General features: G+C 38.0%; 12 protein-coding genes and 1 tRNA gene. 12 read left to right on the top strand and 1 reads right to left on the bottom strand.

Annotated features, from left to right (window positions below; translation table 11 throughout):
- Positions 1 to 3: 3 nt before the first annotated feature.
- The gene (locus tag ACLLO5_RS11620) at positions 4 to 885 is read right to left on the bottom strand and encodes a peptidoglycan recognition family protein (RefSeq protein ID WP_413176073.1); all 882 of its coding nucleotides are present in this window, start codon (positions 883 to 885) and stop codon (positions 4 to 6) included.
- A 330-nt stretch (positions 886 to 1,215) separates the two neighbouring features.
- Here ACLLO5_RS11620 and metH point away from each other — a divergent pair, with 330 nt between their 5' ends.
- From metH to ACLLO5_RS11560, 12 genes are all read left to right on the top strand, one after another.
- Complete coding sequence (gene metH, locus ACLLO5_RS11615) at positions 1,216 to 4,746, top strand: methionine synthase (RefSeq protein ID WP_413175599.1); 3,531 nt, start codon at positions 1,216 to 1,218, stop codon at positions 4,744 to 4,746.
- An 808-nt stretch (positions 4,747 to 5,554) separates the two neighbouring features.
- Complete coding sequence (locus tag ACLLO5_RS11610; RefSeq protein ID WP_413175598.1) at positions 5,555 to 5,893, top strand: hypothetical protein; 339 nt, start codon at positions 5,555 to 5,557, stop codon at positions 5,891 to 5,893.
- The gene (locus ACLLO5_RS11605; RefSeq protein ID WP_413175597.1) at positions 5,880 to 7,862 is read left to right on the top strand and encodes an ATP-binding protein; all 1,983 of its coding nucleotides are present in this window, start codon (positions 5,880 to 5,882) and stop codon (positions 7,860 to 7,862) included. Before ACLLO5_RS11610 ends, ACLLO5_RS11605 begins: the two co-directional genes overlap by 14 nt.
- 62 nt (positions 7,863 to 7,924) lie before the next feature.
- The gene (locus tag ACLLO5_RS11600) at positions 7,925 to 10,882 is read left to right on the top strand and encodes an ATP-binding protein (protein ID WP_413175596.1); all 2,958 of its coding nucleotides are present in this window, start codon (positions 7,925 to 7,927) and stop codon (positions 10,880 to 10,882) included.
- A 94-nt stretch (positions 10,883 to 10,976) separates the two neighbouring features.
- Positions 10,977 to 11,366, top strand: coding sequence for a response regulator transcription factor (locus ACLLO5_RS11595; RefSeq protein ID WP_413175595.1), 390 nt, complete (start codon positions 10,977 to 10,979; stop codon positions 11,364 to 11,366).
- Between the two features lie 231 nt (positions 11,367 to 11,597).
- Complete coding sequence (locus ACLLO5_RS11590) at positions 11,598 to 12,998, top strand: hypothetical protein (RefSeq protein ID WP_413175594.1); 1,401 nt, start codon at positions 11,598 to 11,600, stop codon at positions 12,996 to 12,998.
- A 264-nt stretch (positions 12,999 to 13,262) separates the two neighbouring features.
- A complete protein-coding gene (gene glcD, locus ACLLO5_RS11585) occupies positions 13,263 to 14,732 on the top strand; it encodes a glycolate oxidase subunit GlcD (RefSeq protein ID WP_413175593.1) in 1,470 nt (489 codons plus the stop codon).
- A 189-nt stretch (positions 14,733 to 14,921) separates the two neighbouring features.
- Positions 14,922 to 16,187 carry a glycoside hydrolase family 10 protein gene (locus tag ACLLO5_RS11580; protein ID WP_413175592.1) on the top strand — a complete coding sequence of 422 codons (1,266 nt, stop codon included), beginning with the start codon at positions 14,922 to 14,924 and terminating at the stop codon, positions 16,185 to 16,187.
- On the top strand, positions 16,187 to 16,771 hold the full coding sequence (locus ACLLO5_RS11575) for a hypothetical protein (protein ID WP_413175591.1): 585 nt from the start codon (positions 16,187 to 16,189) through the stop codon (positions 16,769 to 16,771). Before ACLLO5_RS11580 ends, ACLLO5_RS11575 begins: the two co-directional genes overlap by 1 nt.
- Positions 16,772 to 17,140: 369 nt before the next feature.
- Positions 17,141 to 19,402 carry a GAF domain-containing protein gene (locus tag ACLLO5_RS11570; protein WP_413175590.1) on the top strand — a complete coding sequence of 754 codons (2,262 nt, stop codon included), beginning with the start codon at positions 17,141 to 17,143 and terminating at the stop codon, positions 19,400 to 19,402.
- Between the two features lie 50 nt (positions 19,403 to 19,452).
- A tRNA-Lys gene (locus ACLLO5_RS11565) sits at positions 19,453 to 19,524 on the top strand.
- A 355-nt stretch (positions 19,525 to 19,879) separates the two neighbouring features.
- Entirely contained in the window at positions 19,880 to 20,977 is a 1,098-nt protein-coding gene (locus tag ACLLO5_RS11560; protein WP_413175589.1) for a glycosyltransferase family 1 protein, read from the top strand.
- Positions 20,978 to 21,027 lie beyond the last annotated feature (50 nt).

The raw sequence follows: 21,027 nt of genomic DNA, 5'->3' as shown, positions 1-21,027 counted from the left end.
TATTTACCTTGTCGCAGTATTAACAGTTCTTAACTTACGAAAACTATGCAACTTATTAAAAAACTTATCAAAATCAAAACTTAACGGATCAACTTTCCCATTAGCAATATCTACAGCGCGATGGGTTGTTATTCTATCATCTGAAACTTGACTTTGAGCAATTAACCAAGCTAAAGAATTATATTGAACCTCAGTATAACCGCTGTGTTCCTCGATATTAGTTTTTCCCCAAGCATCACGAGGAGTTTCTAAGGAAACATGATAAGCAAAATTATTTACAGATGGTGGTAAGTGGGGATTAGTCTGTACAGTTTCCACACCATTAACACCCTTAAAAACAGAATTACCTGCACCAAAGGCGCGTTTGTCTGGAGGTACTAAATAAATTACTGTGCCATCGAGTGTAATTAACGCATGATAACTTGCTTGTACATCTTCATCATCGTGTGGTGTCTGAAAAAAATTAACTGCACTAGAAGCAGAATTAGTAGTTTCATGGAGTACGATCAGAGGCTGATTATTGAGTGGTACACCATTAGCATCTTTGGGATATCGTTCTCCATAATTGCTAGGGTCTACTTCAGCCCTGGCTAAATTGGGCTTATACTGGGAAAAAGCGGCAGTAGTGACGTATTGGGTATTAATTTTATTAATTTGATTTTGATTATTAACAGGTGCTTTAGATAAAGTTTGCTTTTTTTCCTCTGTGGTTATTACTGACTGAAATTGTGCTTGTGGATATTGACTTCCAACAGACGCTTCTGAAGTGGAAGCATTGCTATGACTTTGTATCTGTCTCGACCCACTCATAAATACTACCAAAATCAGAGTAGCAAACATTAAAAAAATGAGCGTGACTCTAGATGCCCAATCCCTAAATCTCATATATCTAAATAATGATAAAATTACTGGCATGAATAGTAATATTTCGATGTGCAACAAAAAGTATAATGATATACTAAAAATCAGCTTAGATAATTTTTTTTACCTCTCCCTCTGTCTGTAGATTTATTTTAACCTTCTCAATATTCAGGTTGTGGTAGATACAAAATAAAATTACCAGTAAAAACCTATTGCAACGTGGTTGTGCTAAAAGGCTCTTTTAAGCATTAAGATATTTTATTTATGTCGATTTTACCTCCAGTATCAAAATTTTGGAAAATAATAAATATACGTCTATTATTACCAGATTAACTAAATTGTTTCTCAGACAATATGACACATCCCTTCCTAGAACGGCTACATAGTCCAGAACGTCCCGTTATCGTTTTTGACGGTGCGATGGGAACTAACCTACAAACCCAAAACCTGACAGCAGAAGATTTTGGTGGCGCACAGTATGAAGGTTGTAACGAATATTTGGTTCACAGTAAACCGGAAGCTGTAGCCCAAGTTCACCGTGACTTTCTATCCGCTGGTGCTGATGTTATTGAAACTGACACCTTTGGGGCTATGTCCATAGTTCTGGCAGAATACGACTTAGCAGACCAAGCTTATTATCTCAGTAAGAAAGCGGCAGAATTAGCTAAAAGCGTTGCGGCTGAATTTTCTACCCCTGAAAAACCCCGCTTTGTTGCTGGTTCTATTGGTCCTACTACCAAACTCCCTACCTTGGGACATATTGATTTTGACACCATGAAAGCTTCGTTTGCTGAACAAGCGGAAGCTTTGTTTGATGGTGGTGTTGATTTATTTTTGGTGGAAACTTGCCAAGATGTGCTGCAAATTAAAGCTGCTTTGAATGCTATTGAGGAAGTTTTTGCTAAAAAAAGTGAAAGAAGACCCTTAATGGTTTCCGTGACTATGGAAAGCATGGGGACAATGCTGGTAGGTACGGAAATTGCTGCTGTTTTGACGATTTTAGCACCTTATCCCATTGATATTCTCGGCTTAAACTGTGCCACTGGTCCCGACTTGATGAAACCACATATCAAGTATTTATCAGAACATTCGCCTTTTGTTGTTTCCTGTATTCCCAATGCGGGTTTACCGGAAAATATTGGTGGTCAAGCACATTACAAACTTACGCCTGTGGAATTACGCATGGCGTTAATGCATTTTGTTGAAGATTTGGGTGTCCAAGTGATTGGGGGTTGCTGTGGGACAAGACCTGAACATATTCAACAGTTAGCAGAAATTGCCAAGGATTTAAAACCGAAAGTTAGACAACCGAGTTTAGAACCAGCGGCAGCTTCAATTTATACTACTCAGCCATACACCCAAGATAATTCTTTCTTGATAGTCGGTGAACGTCTTAACGCCAGTGGGTCTAAAAAATGTCGTGATTTACTGAACGCGGAAGATTGGGATGGTTTGGTGTCGATGGCGCGATCGCAAGTTAAAGAAGGCGCACACATTTTAGATGTTAACGTTGATTATGTAGGGCGTGATGGCGTGCGTGATATGCACGAGTTGGTTTCCCGCATTGTCAATAATGTGACTTTACCATTAATGCTCGATTCCACCGAATGGGAAAAAATGGAAGCGGGGTTAAAAGTTGCTGGTGGTAAATGTTTACTCAATTCTACCAACTATGAAGACGGCGAACCGCGCTTTTTGAAGGTGCTAGAATTAGCCAAAAAATATGGTGCTGGTGTCATTATTGGTACAATTGATGAAGATGGCATGGCACGAACAGCAGAGCAAAAATTTCAAATTGCTCAACGTGCTTATCGCCAAGCAGTAGAGTATGGTATTGCTCCCACAGAAATATTTTTTGATACTCTGGCTTTACCAATTTCTACGGGGATTGAAGAAGACCGGAAAAATGGCAAAGCCACAATTGAGTCAATTCGCCGTATTCGTCAAGAATTGCCTGGATGTCATGTAATTTTGGGTGTTTCTAACATATCTTTTGGTTTAAACCCAGCATCGCGAATTGTCTTGAACTCAATGTTTTTGCATGAAGCAATGACAGCGGGAATGGATGCAGCAATTGTTAGCGCCAGTAAAATTTTACCACTAGCTAAAATTGAACCTCAGCATCAAGAAGTTTGTCGTCAGTTAATCTACGATGAACGAAAATTTGATGGTGATGTCTGCATTTATGATCCTTTAGGAGAACTAACAACCATTTTTGCAGGAGTCAAAACTAAACGTAGCACCGGCGTTGATGAAAGTTTACCAATAGAAGAACGTTTGAAACGGCATATTATCGACGGAGAACGGATTGGTTTAGAAACACAATTGACAAAAGCTTTAGAACAATATCCTCCCTTAGAAATCATCAATACTTTCCTGTTAGATGGAATGAAAGTTGTAGGTGAATTGTTCGGTTCAGGACAAATGCAACTTCCTTTTGTTTTACAATCAGCGGAAACCATGAAAGCTGCGGTTGCTTATCTTGAACCGTTTATGGAAAAATCAGAATCTGGTAATAATGCTAAGGGAACTTTTGTTATTGCGACGGTAAAAGGAGATGTTCACGACATTGGTAAAAACCTGGTAGATATCATCTTGTCCAATAATGGTTACAAGGTGATTAATTTGGGAATTAAGCAATCCGTAGAAAACATCATTCAAGCTTACGAACAGTATAAACCTGATTGTATTGCCATGAGTGGTTTGCTGGTAAAATCTACCGCTTTCATGAAAGAAAACTTGCAGGTTTTTAACGAAAAAGGAATTACTGTACCTGTAATTTTAGGTGGTGCGGCTTTAACTCCTAAATTTGTAACTCAAGATTGCCAAGGAACTTATAAAGGTAAAGTTGTTTATGGCAAAGATGCTTTTTCTGATTTGCATTTCATGGATAAATTAATGCCAGCAAAAATGGCAGGTGATTGGGATGATTTAAAGGGATTTTTGGATGAAGTAGAAGAATTTGCCGAATTAAATAATGGTCATCAAGAAACAGTAGATAATTCTGTTAAAGATCAAGTAGCTGCTGAACCAAAGGAAATAGATACCCGTCGTTCTGAAGCTGTAGAAATAGATATTGAGCGTCCTCGACCACCTTTTTGGGGTACACAATTTTTACAACCTGACGATATCTCTCTAGAGCAATTATTCTGGTATTTGGATTTGCAAGCTTTGGTGGCTGGACAGTGGCAATTCCGCAAACCAAAGGAACAATCTAAGGAGGAATATCAGGCATTTCTAGCTGAGAAGGTTTATCCGATTTTAGAAGATTGGAAACATCGAATTATTGAGGAAAAACTATTGCATCCTCAAGTAATTTATGGGTATTTTCCTTGTCAGTCTGAGGGCAATTCTCTACATATATATGATCTGGAAAATCAATCACAACAAATTGCTAGTTTTGAGTTTCCCCGTCAACGTTCTGGGAAGAGATATTGTATTGCAGATTTCTTTGCACCGAAGGAGTCGGGAATAATTGATGTTTTCCCAATGCAAGCGGTGACTGTGGGGGAAGTAGCGACAGAGTTCGCACAAAAGTTATTTGCTGATAATCAATACACTGATTATCTGTATTTTCATGGTATGGCGGTGCAGGTAGCTGAGGCTTTAGCGGAATGGACTCACGCTAGAATTCGCCGGGAGTTGGGGTTTGCTGACGCTGAACCGGATAATATTCGGGATATGTTGGCGCAGCGTTATCAAGGTTCTCGGTATAGTTTTGGCTATCCTGCTTGTCCGAATATTCAGGATCAGTTTAAGCAGTTGGAGTTATTGGGAACTGACAGGATGAAGATGTTCATGGATGAAAGTGAACAGTTATATCCTGAACAGTCTACAACGGCAATAATTACTTATCACCCTGTAGCGAAGTATTTCACTGCTTAACCTTTTCACCCCCTTTGTCATGAGATGGAGGGGATAAATTTTTATACTCTTTTAACTCAAGATTTGTAACCCCATTGTCACACGGTTATAATACTAATAAAGTAGTATAAAAAGGCTAATAACTAGAAAGACTTAATGCAAATAATTATCATTAAATGGTGTTGCTGAGGAAGAAGGGGCGTTTTGTCACTAAGAAGCAAAGGGGGCAAAATTAGAAATACTCAAGTTTAGAAAAATTAGTTGATCACAACAAGTGCAACTAAAAAATAGCGATAGTCAGTCGTGGCTAATCGCTTTGTGGCAGAAGGATTTGAGAATTAGACAAGATAAGAATTAATGGTAGAATCACCACAATAATTAGCATCAATTAAGATGTAGTATGTTTTAAGTTTATGTTTATAAGCATAGGTTCTTCTTAATAAGAATCAATATATTATTAAGTATAGTTATTTATTTATCAGAGTAGAATAAATTGGCTCTTATTTTTATTGCAGTTTATTGAGAATAAAGCTTAGTATCATTGTAAGATATTCATGACCGAATCAAATGTTTTTTTGGCATTAAATTTGTATATTTTTATACTTTTTATATTTTTATCAACAGTGATTACCGCTTGTAAGAATCAGGTGCGGAATGTGGGCTTTAACAGATTGATCTGTATTTTTCTTTCTCTTTTAGACTACTTCTAAATAACTTTAAGTAGTTATACTCGTTGAAAAAAATTGTTTTTATCTTAAATTGTGACCAATGAATACTCACTAATTTTGCTGTTAGGTAAAAGTAATATTATTAACTGGAGAAAAGTAGGATGACACATAAATGGGCGTTTTTAGTAGAAATCAATTGCTATACTTACCAATTCTTAGTGGCTATTAAAAAGCATAAAAAAGTATTTACAAGCGATGTCTGCAACTGGCAAAGCCTGGGTGCTGAAATCCTCAACCTGTTCTGCGCTCAAGTCCAATCTTTAGAATATGGAAGGCTGGAACAACAAGCTCGACTGCCAGGTGTGCCAAATGATAAAATGTCCAAAATATTACGGGGATGTCTGGTGGCAGAAGTAGCGGATAAAATTGATTACCTGCTTAGTTTGAATACAGTCAAGTTGCCACCTGCTCTAGATGAGGTGTTTCATGTCCACGATTAGCCTCAGAAAGATTATTAACAAAAAAGAGTTGTCTTCACTGGTTCAGGATTTAGTGCAACAGTTGAAGATTGCCATTGATGTTGAATTAGTAGACGGCACAAAACTGATCAGCATTGGAACACAAACGGAAGAAAACCGATATCCCATTGAGGTATCAGGAGAAATTATTGGTTGGGTTGTTGGGGGAGAACAGGCCACTACATTAGCAAGTTTGCTGTCATTTCTGGCAAAACAGGAAGCAGAGAAGAAAGAACTGGCGAAGGAATTACTGGAGAGGTATCAAGAAATTGATTTGTTTGAGGATATATCTACTCAACTGACAACGAGTTTGGATAGACGACAGATAGCCCAACTAGTGCTTCAGCAAATGAATCAATTGATTGAATCGTCTGCGGGGATGATTCTGCTGCTCAATCCGGATACAAATGAATTTGAAATCATTGCTGAATTTGGAATGTTTTTTCATGACAATCAGCTGAAACTGGGTCAGGGAATTATTGGACAGATTGTGGCATCTGGTCGAGCAGAACTCATCAATAATGTACAAGCCGATGCTCGATTATGGAAAGAGAAAAACGTTAATGCCTTGATTTGTGTACCGTTGAGAGCCAAAGAGCGGGTATTGGGTGCGATCGCCATTGGCACATCTAAAACCGAAGCATACAAAGCTGAACACCTCAAGTTGATGAATATGTTTGCCTCTCAAACAGCGATCGCCATTGAAAAAGCTATGCTGTACGAACAAAGTATGCATATAGCTACCCAGGCACAAGTACAAGCCCAGAAGCTTCAGCAAACTCTTTATGAATTGCAACTAGCACAAATCCAATTAATCCAAAGCGAGAAAATGTCGAGTCTGGGACAACTTGTGGCTGGAGTTGCCCACGAAATCAATAATCCACTGAACTTCATTTGTGGCAATTTAAGATATGTAGCCGACTACGCACTGGACTTATTACATCTGCTGCAAGACTATCAGAAATTTTTCCCCGTTGTTCCGTTCGATTTGCAATCAAATATAGAGACTGTAGATTTGGAATTTATTATCCAGGATCTCCCCAAACTACTGGATTCGATGAAACTGGGTGCGAATCGCATCGCGGAAATTGTGCAATCTCTGAAAAATTTCTCCCGTCATGACGAATCGGAAATGAAAGCCGTCAACATCCACGAAGGCATTGACGGGACGCTGATGATTCTTCACCATCGCCTAAAAGCAGCTATTGACCGTCCTGTAATTGAAATTGTTAAAGACTATGGCAAACTGCCCCTGATTGAATGTTACCCAGGACAGTTAAATCAGTTGTTTATGAACATCCTTTCCAATGCCATTGATGCACTGGAGAAAGAAATGGCGAATAGGGAAACATCTACATATACTCCTCAAATCATTATCCATACTCAAATCCTCGATCACCAGTGGGTAGTGATCCGCATTATTGACAACGGACAGGGGATGAACGAGGAAGTAATGCAACGGATCTATGATCCCTTCTTCACCACAAAGGACGTGGGCAAAGGAACAGGGTTAGGCATGGCAATCAGCCACCAAATAGTTGTGGATAGACACAAAGGTCTGATTAAGTGTTGTTCTCAGCCGGGTAAAGGGACAGAATTTTGGATTCAGATTCCAATTAATTGTCCAGTGAACACCAGTTCTCAAGAGCAGAATGGCAGAATCTCAGCCCCTACAATAGCTATCACTCCGCCGACTACCAAAACTCAATCATCCATCACTCCTGATGCAAATGGATTCTTTCCCTCAAAAGCTCCAATGCTCAAACCAAAGGACTTACTCATCCTTCACGCTCAATTGATTCGACGACTTGCGTTGCAAAATATAGAAGTCGCCACTAAATCACCTGAACACATTTACCAGATGTTTCAACAGTATCCTGTTGTACTCAAGCTTTACGCCACCTTGTTATTCAACTTATCTTCTCCTAACTATCCTCATATAGACCAATAAAGAAATTTCCATATTGACTTCAGTTCACATTTCCATCAATGAAACTTCTAGATATATCTCTTATGCAAAGCAACTTTCAATTCCTCAAAATTGGTCATCAAGGATTCCTCAAGCAATTCTTGATCACCTTCTTACCTCTGTCTGTTCTGCTTGGGGGCGTGTTGTTGATCATTCATCGGGCAGAAAGCAAAGCTGAAGAGGTGGCAATCTCTATCAACGAAATCCGTAACGTTAACTTGCAGGCTAAAACCGCTGCCAATGACTTCAATTTGATTAAGTCTGACTTAATGTTTTTGGCTACCCAGAACGAGTTACAAACCATGCTCAACCAACCTTTAGGTGCGGCGGAAATATTGGCGTTGAGGCAGGCGATCGCTAAAGAGTATCTTTCCATGTCTGAGCATAAGCAACTCTACGACCAAATTCGGTTTCTGGACACAACTGGCAAAGAAATTGTCAGAGTCAACTTTAATCAAGGTCAGCCCAGCGTTGTACCTGACAACAAACTGCAAGTCCAGGCAAAACGCTACTGGTTTAAGGACACCATCACCCTCCAATCAGGGGAAGTCTTTGTTTCACCGCTGGATTTAAATATTGAGCGGGGCAAGGTTGAAAAACCTCTCAAACCCATGATCCGTTTTGGCACCCCTGTATTTGATTTCCAGGGGCAGAAACGAGGAATTGTTGTTCTTAACTATCTGGGTGAGAAATTCATCAACAACTTAAAAAAAGACAACTCTACAAGTTTAGGCGAAACCCTGCTGATCAACACCAATGGCTATTGGCTCAAGGGTTCAAAGCCAGAGGATGAATGGGGCTTCATGTACGAAGACCGTAAAGACCGGACTTTTGCAAAAGCTTACCCTCGTGTCTGGCAGAAAATCAGCACCCAGGATTCAGGACAGTTGCAAACGATAGATGGGTTATTCACATTTACAACCATATATCCGCTGCTGGAAGTCCAGGGGGCTAAATCCAGTACAGGGGCAGCCCGCGCTTTCGATTCCAGTCAGGGAAGGGTAGATGCCAAATCTTATAGTTGGAAAATTATTACCCATGTTCCCTATACTTTATTGAATGCGCGATCGCAGAGATCCTTTAATCAACTTTTCTTCTTATATATTGTTTTGAGTCTGTTGATAGGGGTAGGAACATGGTTAGTAACCCTATCCCGCTTACGACGGCAAGAGGCAGACGCAGAACTGCAAACAACATTTGCAGACCTAACCGCCATTATTGACAATCTCGCCGATGGACTACTTGTTACGGATATTAACGGACAAATTACACGATTTAATCCAGCTTTACTAAAGATGTTCCGATTAGGCGACATTGACCTCAAAGGCAAAGACTATAGAGAAATTTCTCAATCTGAAATCGCCGATTTAGTCAAGGCAACTCACAAGCGGTCACAAGAAATCTTTAGTGCAGAAGTCGATCTAGCAGCAGGAAAAATCGGTCAAGCTATAGCAACTACCATCTTCAAAAAAGCATCTAAGGATGCACCAGCAGAGTGGATAGGCTCAGTCATCCTCATTCGGGATGTCACAGCAGAAAAAGAAATCGACAAAATGAAAACCGATTTCATCTCCACAGTTTCCCACGAGTTACGCACACCACTAACTTCTGTCCTCGGTTTTACATCGATTATCAAAGAAAAACTAGAAACCGATTTGTTTCCCATAATTTCCAGTGAAGACCGCAAACTTCAGAAAACAATCAAGCGAGTGAGTGACAATCTCAACATCATTGTCTCAGAAGCAGAACGACTCACATCTTTAATTAACGATGTCCTAGACATTGCCAAAATGGAAGCAGGGAAAGTGGAATGGCAAATGCAGCCCCTTGATGTCAGCGACTTAATAGATTGGGCCACCAATTCCACCGCAGGGTTATTTAAAACCCATGACTTGCAGTTAGTCTGTGAAATTGAACCAGAACTACCGCAAATAGTAGGCGATCGCTATAGGTTACTGCAAGTCCTCATCAACCTCATTTCCAACGCCGTTAAATTCACCGAATTCGGTTCAGTCACCTGCCGCGTCAAACAAGAACAAGAAGGTGTTTGCATCAGTGTCATCGACACAGGCGTTGGCATCGCACCAGAAGACCAGCCTAAAGTATTCGAGAAATTCCGACAAGTAGGTGACACCCTCACCGACAAACCCAAAGGCACAGGGTTAGGACTACCCATTTGCAAACAAATCATCGATCATCATGGCGGTAAAATCTGGGTAGAAAGTGAGCTAGGCAAAGGCAGCACATTCTCTTTCATCATTCCTACCAGCATCAGCGATGCCAACCCCGACCAAATAACTTCTCCCACCAATGTCAATTTGAATCTGGATACCCAGGTCAAACAACTCAAAAAATACTCCATCACCACAAACCCTATACCGAATGAAAACTACAAAACCATTCTGGTAGTAGATGATGATGCCAACATTCGGGAACTACTGCGTCAACAACTGGAAAAGGAAGGTTACAACGTTCAAGAAGCAAAAGATGGCATGGATACAATTCATCAAATCAAAACAGTTCATCCCGATCTCATTCTTCTAGACGTAATGATGCCCCAAATCAACGGCTTCGACGTAGCAGCTGTGATCAAAAATGATCCCCAGACAGCTGACATTCCCATTATCATTCTTTCAATTATTGAAAATAAGGAACGGGGCTACCACAGTGGTATTGATCGCTATCTCACCAAACCCATTAATACAGAAAAACTTCTCAATGAAATTCGTTCCCTACTTTCCCAAGGTGCTTCTAGTAAAAAAGTTGTAGTTGTCGATAAAAATGCCTCAACCTTAACAACCATATCGGATATACTACAAACTCAGGGATACAACGTCATAGAAGCCTTTGCTCCACAAGAATTTATCAATAAAGCCCTGTCAGTTAAATCTGACATGATCATCATTGATTCTATTTTTTCTCCACAAGGCAACCTGGTTAAAGCCCTAAGATTTGAGAAAGAATTAGAGAATATATTCTTCATCATGCTCTCCGATTGCTAATTCTTTACACCTACTTCAACAGATAATTTTCCTTAACTTAACCTTATTATCCTCTATATCACTTCTTAATCCCCAATCCCCAATCCAAAATAGTATGACTCAAAAAATCCTCATTGTTGATGATGAACCCAATATCTTAATTTTGATGGAACAAGTTCTAGAAGAATTAGAAGATGAAGGGGTTGAACTCCTAACAGCCAGAAATGGAGAAGAAGCTCTCGAAACCATTAAAACAGAAAAACCAAACCTAGTCTTTCTCGATGTAATGATGCCTAAAATGAGTGGTCTGCAAGTCTGTCAAATTGTTAAACAAGACTTACAAATGAATGACATCTACATTGCGATACTGACAGCTAAGGGACAGGAATTTGATAAACAAAAAGGAATTGAAGTTGGCGCAGACTTATATCTGACTAAACCTTTTCGCCCTAAAGAGGTACTTGAAAAATCAAAGCAAGTGTTGGGACTTTGTAAAAATATCTAAAACCCAAACCAGTTTTCAAAGCTACGAGTATTATTCAAGTCATAATTTCTCCATCTTAGTAAGAATTCAGGAGTTCAGGAGTTCAGGAGTTCAGAATGAAGGATGAAGAACATTTTTCTTTTATCTTCCCTGTTCCCTGTTCCCTGTTCCCTGTTCCCTGTTCCCTGAATCCTTACCCATCTTATACCCGGAAATCAAGCATTGTTATTGGAGTTTATAATCCTTAAATCAATGAACAACAACTTACCAAAAAACAAAAAAATCAGTATTCTTCTAGACAAATTAACTTTAATACTTGCCAATAAGAATATTTGGGTTGCGACCTTTATCATATTCCTTGGTCTGCTGGTAACTACTGCATTCTGGTTTAAATCCAGATATGATATTGATAATCAAATGACAGTTAAACTCCAAGAATTATCTAATTTTGAATATCCGGCAAACCCTGCTCTATTAGGCAAAAATTTTCAAAGATACACCAAACGGAAATTAACAATTATCAAAAAAGATGAAAATAACTTTGATTTTGTCTTAGAACCAACCAATGAAAAAACAGCAAAGATAGTTATCAAAAATGTTGATCTAACCCTATTAGTACCTAAAGCACCAGAATGGGTAAAAAAAGATCAAGGCTTAGAAGTAATAGCCTTTACAAATCGGGAATGGAACAGACAACAAATTAGCTTTCCAACCAATTCTAAAAACATAGAAATTACCGGAGGAGATGGTTTTGAAAAGCAGAATATTGTAGAAATTGCTTTGGCTAATAATTGCTTAAATGCCGGATTTTGGGAAATTTTACTTTTTACTAAAGAAGATGATAATAAAACACTTTATTATCAAGGTTGGTTTACATTCCCCATGGGACATTATAAAAATGCCTTTGAAAAGAATAACAATATGTCCTATTGGAAACATTGGTGGAAATTAGAACACTGGCAAGATCCAAGCGGCACTTTTGTTAATACTAATTTGCTGAGGAATGTAATTGATCAAAAACAAATAGTTGCTCAATTTCCACTGGATGAAAAAATAATTTCAGCTGGAGAGCAAAGCAGGAAAATGAGAATTACACTAGCAACTAACGTAACTACTTGGAGAGATATTTACAGCGGAAAACATAAAATTGAGTTTGCAAGTTTTATCCAACCAGGATTCTATGATCCCGATAAACCTTGGGGAAATGAATACTGGCGAATAGGTAAATTTGAAAAAGCGGTTTTAAGAAATATTAAACCTATCGGTGTTCAACAAAATTTACAGGAAATAGAATTGGTACTAGGAGATACAAAAACAGGGGAGCAGAATAAATTACTCATCAGTGGTATCAATATCCAAGATATTCCTCAACTACCTGTAAAAAACTATTCTAAAGGCTTGTATATGCCCCTGGGAATTGGGATACCTCCTTTTTTTCAAAGTTACGAAGACTTAACAAAATCTCATCCAGATAAAAGCCCTTACTTCAGTTTGTTACTAGATTCAAAAGATAGATCGATAGAGCATCACAGTTTAGGACTTGCTGGTGTAGTAATGCATAGAGATGAGAACAACCCAAATCTTTTACATCTTTATTTACTTTCTTATGAAAGGAGTACTTTAATTGCTCATTTCTTCCTCTATTTGAAATAAGACGCATTACAGCAGAATATGGCTTACGCCACGCTACGCTATCAGAAATCAGGAGTGAAACTGGCTTTTTGTATAGGTTTCAATTTTGATGCTGTACCCCATTGATCTGCAATCTGCTGTAAATTTCTAGGAGTAGCTACTTATTTATTCCCCCTTAAGCTGCATAAAAAAAGGGGGGTAAAACTGGTATTGTTATTGTTATACTTAGTCAAGTAATTATAACCTTGTCACCCGTTAAGGTAAATCACTAATAATCAAAACTCTATGCTTACCCAAGATAAAAAACAAATCGACTGGAAACCCATCATCAAAAAATTTATCGCTGTCCTGGGAGAAAAAGGTGTAGTTAAACGTAAAGAAGAACTCCTCACTTATGAATGTGACGGTTTAACCAGCTATCGTCAAATTCCTCCAGTAGCAGTTTTACCCAGAACTACAGAACAGGTAGCGGAAGTTGTAAAAATATGTAATCAATACTCCGTTCCTTTCATTGCACGAGGTTCTGGTACGGGTTTATCTGGTGGTGCTTTACCATCAGAAAATTCAGTGTTAATCGTCACTTCTTTAATGCGACAAATCCTCAGCATTGATTTAGAAAATCACCTTGCTGTTGTTCAACCAGGGGTAATTAATAGCTGGGTGACACAAGCTGTAAGCGGTGCTGGTTTTTACTTTGCACCTGACCCTTCTAGTCAAATAATTTGTTCTATTGGTGGGAATATTGCCGAAAATTCCGGGGGAGTACATTGTTTAAAATACGGTGTGACTACTAATCATGTTTTGGGTTTAAAACTCGTACTTCCTGATGGTTCTATTGTTGATGTCGGGGGACAAATTCCCGAAATGCCTGGTTATGATTTACCTGGTGTATTTGTCGGTTCGGAAGGAACTTTAGGAATTGCGACAGAAATAACTTTGAAAATTCTCAAAAGTGCTGAATCAATTTGTGTCCTTTTGGCAGACTTTAATAGTGTTGATGCTGCGGCTGCAAGTGTTTCTGATATTATCAGTGCCGGCATTATTCCTGGTGGCATGGAAATGATGGATAATATTAGTATTAATGCTGTTGAAGATGTTGTCGCTACTAATTGTTATCCTCGTGATGCAGCAGCAATCTTATTAGTGGAAATAGATGGTTTAGAAGTAGAAGTTGCAGTCAATAAACAGCGAGTAGCAGAAATTTGTCAAAAAAATGGAGCGCGTAATATTACTTCTGCTGCTGACCCAGAAACCAGATTAAAATTATGGAAGGGCAGAAAAGCTGCTTTTGCTGCTGCGGGACATATCAGCCCTGATTATTATGTTCAAGATGGTGTAATTCCTCGGACGCAATTACCTTATGTATTAAAGGAAATTGAAGCTATCAGCCAAAAATATGGTTATCAGATTGCGAATGTATTTCATGCTGGTGATGGAAATCTTCATCCCTTGATTTTATTTAATAATTCTATACCGGGAGAGTTAGAAAAAGTTGAAGAAGCAGGGGGAGAAATTCTCAAACTTTGTGTAAAAGTAGGTGGTAGTATTTCTGGTGAACATGGTATTGGTGCTGATAAAAAATGCTATATGCCAGATATGTTTAGTGAGGCTGATTTAGAAACTATGCAATGGGTAAAGCAAGTTTTTAATCCTCAAGGTTTGGCTAATCCTGGTAAAATTTTTCCTACACCACGTACTTGTGGAGAAGCTGCAAAAGCATCAGTTCAGCAGTTTGCAGGTGTGGAAAAATTTTGATTTGATACTAAAGTATAGGCACATTACCTAAGCATTGAGGATAGTGCTTGATGCCTGAATGATTACTATATCTATTTTGTGCCTTGTTGATTTCTTTTCAAAAAGTCTTCATATCATTACATAATCCTGACACATATAATTTGATTTTGTAGTTATATATAGTAGGACAATCGTAAGTTTAAGTTGCAAATGAAGAGGGTGTTCCGTCGTTGTTTTTTATTTTGTCTGTGTTTAGGATTGGTCTTCAGTTTAACAGCATTTCCAATTTCTTCTACTTCTGTTTCTTCTCAAAAAATAAGTGCTTTGACTACAGAAATTCGTGGTGTTTGGCTAACTAATGTTGCCAGTGGTGTGCTTTTTGTCCCTTGGGGTATTCACCGTGCTATTGATCAATTAGCATCGTTGAATTTTAATACTATTTATCCGGTAGTCTGGAACAGAGGTTACACTTTTTATAAAAGTGCTGTTGCTCAAACTATTACAGGTGATGAAATTCAACCTTTTCTAAATTTTATGCATGGTGGTAAGGATGTTTTAGAAAAGTTGGTAAAGCTGTCAAAAAGTAAAGATATAAGTATTATTCCTTGGTTTGAATATGGGTTCATGACTCCACCTAATTCTGCATTGGCAAAGTTACACCCAGAATGGTTAACAACTGGGCAACAAGGTATAAATTCTATTAATGAAATTCTGCCGGAAGAAATTGAGAATAATGGTGTTTTTAATCGACAAGTTTGGTTAAATCCTCTTCATCCCCAGGTGCAGGAATTTATTCAAAATTTAATTTTAGAAGTTGTTAGAAATTATGATGTGGATGGGATTCAGGTTGATGACCATTTTGGTATGCCGGTACAATTTGGTTATGATACATATACTATTAAACTTTACCAAAATGAGCATTTAGGGAAGAATCCACCTGATGATCCTTTTGCAGCCGAATGGATGCGGTGGCGGGCAAATAAAATTACTGATTTTATGGTAAGAATCAATCAAGCTGTTAAAGCAATTAAACCCCATTTGAAAATATCTCTTTCTCCTAATTCTCAGTATTATGCCTATAAATATTATTTGCAAGATTGGGAAAATTGGGTAAATAAAGGTTTGGTGGATGAGTTGATTTTGCAGGTATATCGAGATGATAAAGACTCTTTTATTGCGGAGATAAAAAAACCTGCGGTACAATATGCAATGACTAAAATTCCTGTTAGTATTGGGATTTCAACGGGAACTACTATCAGTCCTGTGAATATTAACCGAATTCAAGAACAGGTGCAAATTGTGCGTGATGGAATTCACTCCAGTGAAGGGGATAGAAATTTTGCAGGTTTTTCTTTTTTCTATTGGGAAAGTTTATGGGGTTATATTGCTCCTGAATCTCCTCAAAAGCGGCGTAAGGCTTTTTTAGATATGTTTTCTACAAAAGCAGTTCAACCTTTACAGTTCAAAAAATTGTGATGCAAGTAGCATTTTTCAAAACTAAATTTAATATTTTCACTTTTACTTTACTGTGGAGTTTCACTACTTTCAGTGGTTTCTTCTTAAGTTTATTTTTGATTGAAATTGGTGAAAAGCCAGATGTGGGAATGCTAGAAGCTGTTGTGGGTGGATTGGCGATCGCACTCCCTCAAAGTTATATACTCAGACAAACTATCTTTCCTTTCGGCTGGATACTCTCAACAGTCTTAGGTTGGGTACTAATTACCGCCATTGGTGCAGGTACTATAGGCTGGTATGTACCATCAACAGAATTATTAACTTTTAGAATCGTCTTTGGAATTATTTCCGGGGGTATTGGCGGCTTAGTGATTGGAGTGGCACAATGGTGGTTAGCAATTCCTTCATCACTCCACTGGGGATGGTCTTGGATGTTCCTGAATTCAGCAATTTGGGCTCTGGCTTTACCAGTTGGTTCAATTATAGGTATATTTTTGCGCCGCTTCACACAGTTATTTTTAGGGGAAGTTGTCGGTTTGGCTATTACTTGGTTGATTGTAGGAGTCCTTACAGGAATCACCGCTTATAAGTTGTTTCGTTCATAGGTGACAGATGACAGAAAGATAATTCTAATTACCCATTACGAAGATTCGGGGAAATATGAAGAATTTTAACAATTATGAAAATTTTTCTGATTTATAACTCAGTATATGCAAGAATCTTAAAACATTATTGACAACAACTTCAGTAGAGTTCTACACAAGTGAGATGACTTTTTGTCTGTAACCAGCAGGAATGCTTGCGTTTACGCCTATTCCCTTACCGATATTTCGGTTAAGAATTAGAGTAAAGATATAAATATCCATGAGTCAAATCTGAACAATACTTAGCTTTAGGCGCTAGGGGGTTTTTGTCACCAAAATTAATACCAAGAGAGCGCCTATAAGAGTCAGAAATATTAAATAAGGACTCTCATGAAAATCAATTCGGTTGAATCTATCCCCAAGTTAAAAAACACAGCACCCACGCAGATTTTTTTCGGTACAGAACTTGATGAAACAAGCAGTAGTGAGCAGTTTCTAGCAAGTATGTACGATTCTGTGCAGACATCTATATTTGTTGTTGATGTTTTGGAAGATGGGGATTTTCGGTATCTAGCACTTAATCCCACCCATGAGAGATGGGTTGGTCTTCCATCAGAGGAACTGCGTGGTAAGAAACCAGAGGATATTCTTTCTCCTGTAGATGCTGCTAGGGTGCGGAAACATTATGCTGATTGTGTGCGGTTGGGAAAAACTATTTCCTATAAACAATGTTTGCAGTTACAAGGTGTCAATACTTGGTGGAGTACCACTTTAACTCCATTGCGGGATCGGAATTCTAGAATTTACAGATTGATTGGTACTAGCAGCAACATTACTTCTTCAAAGCTATTAGAAAAAGCTGGAAGAATGACAGCAGAAAAGCAGAGATTACTAGAAGGAATTGCCCATAAGATTAGTAAATGTGAAGATTTAGAAAATATTCTCCAGCAAACAGTTACCAACATTCGTCATGTAATGGATTGCGATCGCATCCTAATTTACCATTTTCAAACTGAAAATAGTGGAGTATTTATAGCTGAATCAACAATTATGGATGGCAATTCCCTACTAGGTCGAAAAATCCAAGATTATTTTGTTGATATTCAGCTTCAAGAATCTTATAAACGTGGTTATGTTCATGTTATTGAAGATATTTATACCACAGGCTTACACCCTTGCCAAAGAGATTTTTTCGCCTCTATGCAGGTGCGATCTAATTTAGTAGTCCCAATTTTATTACAGCAAAATTTATGGGGACTGTTAATTGCTCAACAATGCCGAGAAATGCGAAAATGGCGACAAGAAGAAATTGATATATTCAAACAAATTGCTTTGCAACTTGGTATTGCCATTCAGCAAGCAGAACTACAAAAACAAGTAAATTATCTACAAAAACAACTAGAATTACAAAAACAACAGCACAGATCACAATTAAATCAGACGCAGAATTTTCAAGCAATTGTGCGAAAAATTACTGAGAAAATCTGTAATCATCTGGATGTTCACCAAGTCCTACAAACCGCAGTTCAAGAATTAGCTCAATTATTAGAACTAGAACGATGTCAAATCGAACTGTATAATCTTTGTCAAACATCAGTTACAGTTACCAGTGAATATAGTTCTAATTTGCCAGATGGACGGGGATTAACTAGAGAAATTTTAGACTTTCCCCAAGTTTATCAGTCATTATTACAAAAACAAGTTTTCCAATCTTTAGAAATCCTTCCTGGCTGGAATTCACAAATAAAAGTCGTTTCCCAGCTTGCTTGTCCAATTTTTGATGCCCAAGGCATTTTAGGCAATATTTGGTTAATCAAATCGACAGAAGAAACATTCGAGCAATTGGAGATATCCTTAGTACAGGAAATAGCTAATGAATGTGCGATCGCAATTCGTCAATCTCAACTCCAGGAAAAAACCAAAGCACAAGTAAAAGAACTAGCACAACGAGAACAGCACAAAAACGAATTCCTTAAAACCCTTTCCCAAGAACTTCGCACACCCGTTACTAGTATTAGTCTTGCGGCTCAAACTTTAGAAAGTTTGCTCACTCCCAATGGTATTTTAGATATTGAATTAGTACCACAACTCTTACAGATTTTACATAACGAATGTGGACGCGAAAACAAATTAATCAACGATTTGCTCACACTAACATATCTAAACATTGAACCCGAACCCCCAACATTAATCGCCATTGACTTACAAACTTGGCTAACTCCCATTGTTGAATCCTTTCGGGATGTTGCCAATTGTCAGAAACAAAACTTCAACTTAAATATTGCCGCAAACCTACCACCTTTAGAAACAGACATTACTGATCTTGAACGAATTATCACAGAATTGCTCAACAATGCTTGCAAATTCACACCCGCAGGTGAATCAATTACCATCTCTGCTAATTTGAGTGCAGATACGGTAGAGTTAAAAATCTGTTATTCCGGTGTCGAAATTCCCAACCATGAATTAACAAGAGTTTTTCAGCCATTTTATCGTTTTACCAACAATGCTCCTTGGAAATCCAGCGATTCTGGACTAGAACTGGCTTTGGTGAAAGCAATGATGGAGCGTTTGAACGGCTCAATTGATGTTGAAAGCGCAGATAATCACATCACTTTCACGATCAAATTCCCGCTTCAACCAGTTTTTTAACTGCAACACTAGCGGCAGCGTCAAAAGTCTGCTATTATGGCTTTTAGTAAGGGTGACTAGCTCAACGGCAGAGCATCGGACTCTTAATCCGCTGGTTCTGAGTTCGAATCTCAGGTCACCCACTAACCGTTATCAAGTCATAAAAAAATATTCTATCACTTACGGTGCGTTATGTGGTTTTTAACGCACCATTAATATTATTCAGATAATTAATCAAGTTTTAATGACATTTCTACAACCTTAAACGTTGAAGCATCTACCAGACTTTTAAGCTACTGATAAATATCCTGTTCCATGGAACACAGAATAGAAAAATTGAATTAAGGCTATTTGAAAAAAGCCGCTGATGATCAACAGAACACAATAGCAGTATTGATACTTTTGAGTGGAACTTTTATCTACTTTCAAACCAAATCAAATATTGTGTTTGTGATCTCAATTACTCACGTAAATTCTGACAACTCTTCGCAAACTTTAATGACAGTAATTAACGCTCTTGCTAACCAGTATTATCTCTATATCAGCAAAGATCAAAAACCATTTTTCTGGGATATATACGATACTAAGCCACCAATTGAATTCAGTTTAACTACTTATTTTGGCAAGGTGTTTCAGGCTATAGAAAAAAGTTCTGTTATCAGCGGCTTAGTCTTTTATGTCACCTGGAATGAAATTGATGAATTGCCTTCCTATGGTCAAAATGTTGTTGTTTTCATACTTGGAGATGAATGGTATCGAATCCCCAAATATGCTCACAAAGTTAGGGCTGTATTTAAGTGTGTAGGTACAAGTTCAATCCTGGGATGTAATCCTCTTCTTCAACCTTCGTTGTTAAACTTGCTGACGCTAATTCAGTTTTTAAGAATTTTAGTTGTGGGTGTACCAGGTTGGATAAATTATCATTGGCATAAATTCAAAAATTTGGTATTAGGTAAAGGTCAAATTACTCCCGTTTATGATATTCCTTTGGGTTATCATAATTCTAAGGATTTGCCTATCAAAAATATTGAATCTCGTCTCTATGATACTTATTTTTCAGGGAGTGTGATTCACAGACAATATTCTGTATGGTCTGTAAAATCCTGGTTAGGAACTCCGAAAGCTTTGTCTCGAAAACTGATGATAGCGATTTTAAATCAATTCCAAAAAAAACATCCTGAATTTAAAGTTGAATTATCAATTACTGGTGGTTATCACGATAGGACTAGTGATGATGAACGCAGCTATTGTGAAATTATGATGGACACAAAAATATGTCTTGTTCCAAGAGGCACATCTTTTGAAACAACTCGTTTATTTGAGGGGATGAAATATGGTTGTGTTCTTGTAACAGAAGCTTTGCCTTCACGATGGTATTTAGATGGTGCGCCTGTGATTCAAATCCAGAATTGGCAAGAGTTACCATGGATATTAAAAAATCTGCTAGAAAATAAGCAACTCATGGCTGAAATGCACCATAAATCTTTAAATTGGTGGCAGGATAAATGTTCAGAAAATGTTGTGGGAGAGTACATTATTGCAAAACTGAAGAGAGAATTTTCTAGAAATTCGGAGATTAATTTAGATCCGCCCTAGCCTAACAATGAGAAAATAAACTTCTGAGGAACAAGGGTAAGGTTTAAAGT

This window comes from Anabaena azotica SJ-1, from assembly GCF_047275885.1.
GTDB classification, from domain to species: Bacteria; Cyanobacteriota; Cyanobacteriia; order Cyanobacteriales; family Nostocaceae; genus Trichormus_B; species Trichormus_B azotica_A.
The sequence above is the reverse complement of the archived record's forward strand: the minus strand, read 5'-3'. Positions and strand labels throughout refer to the sequence as shown.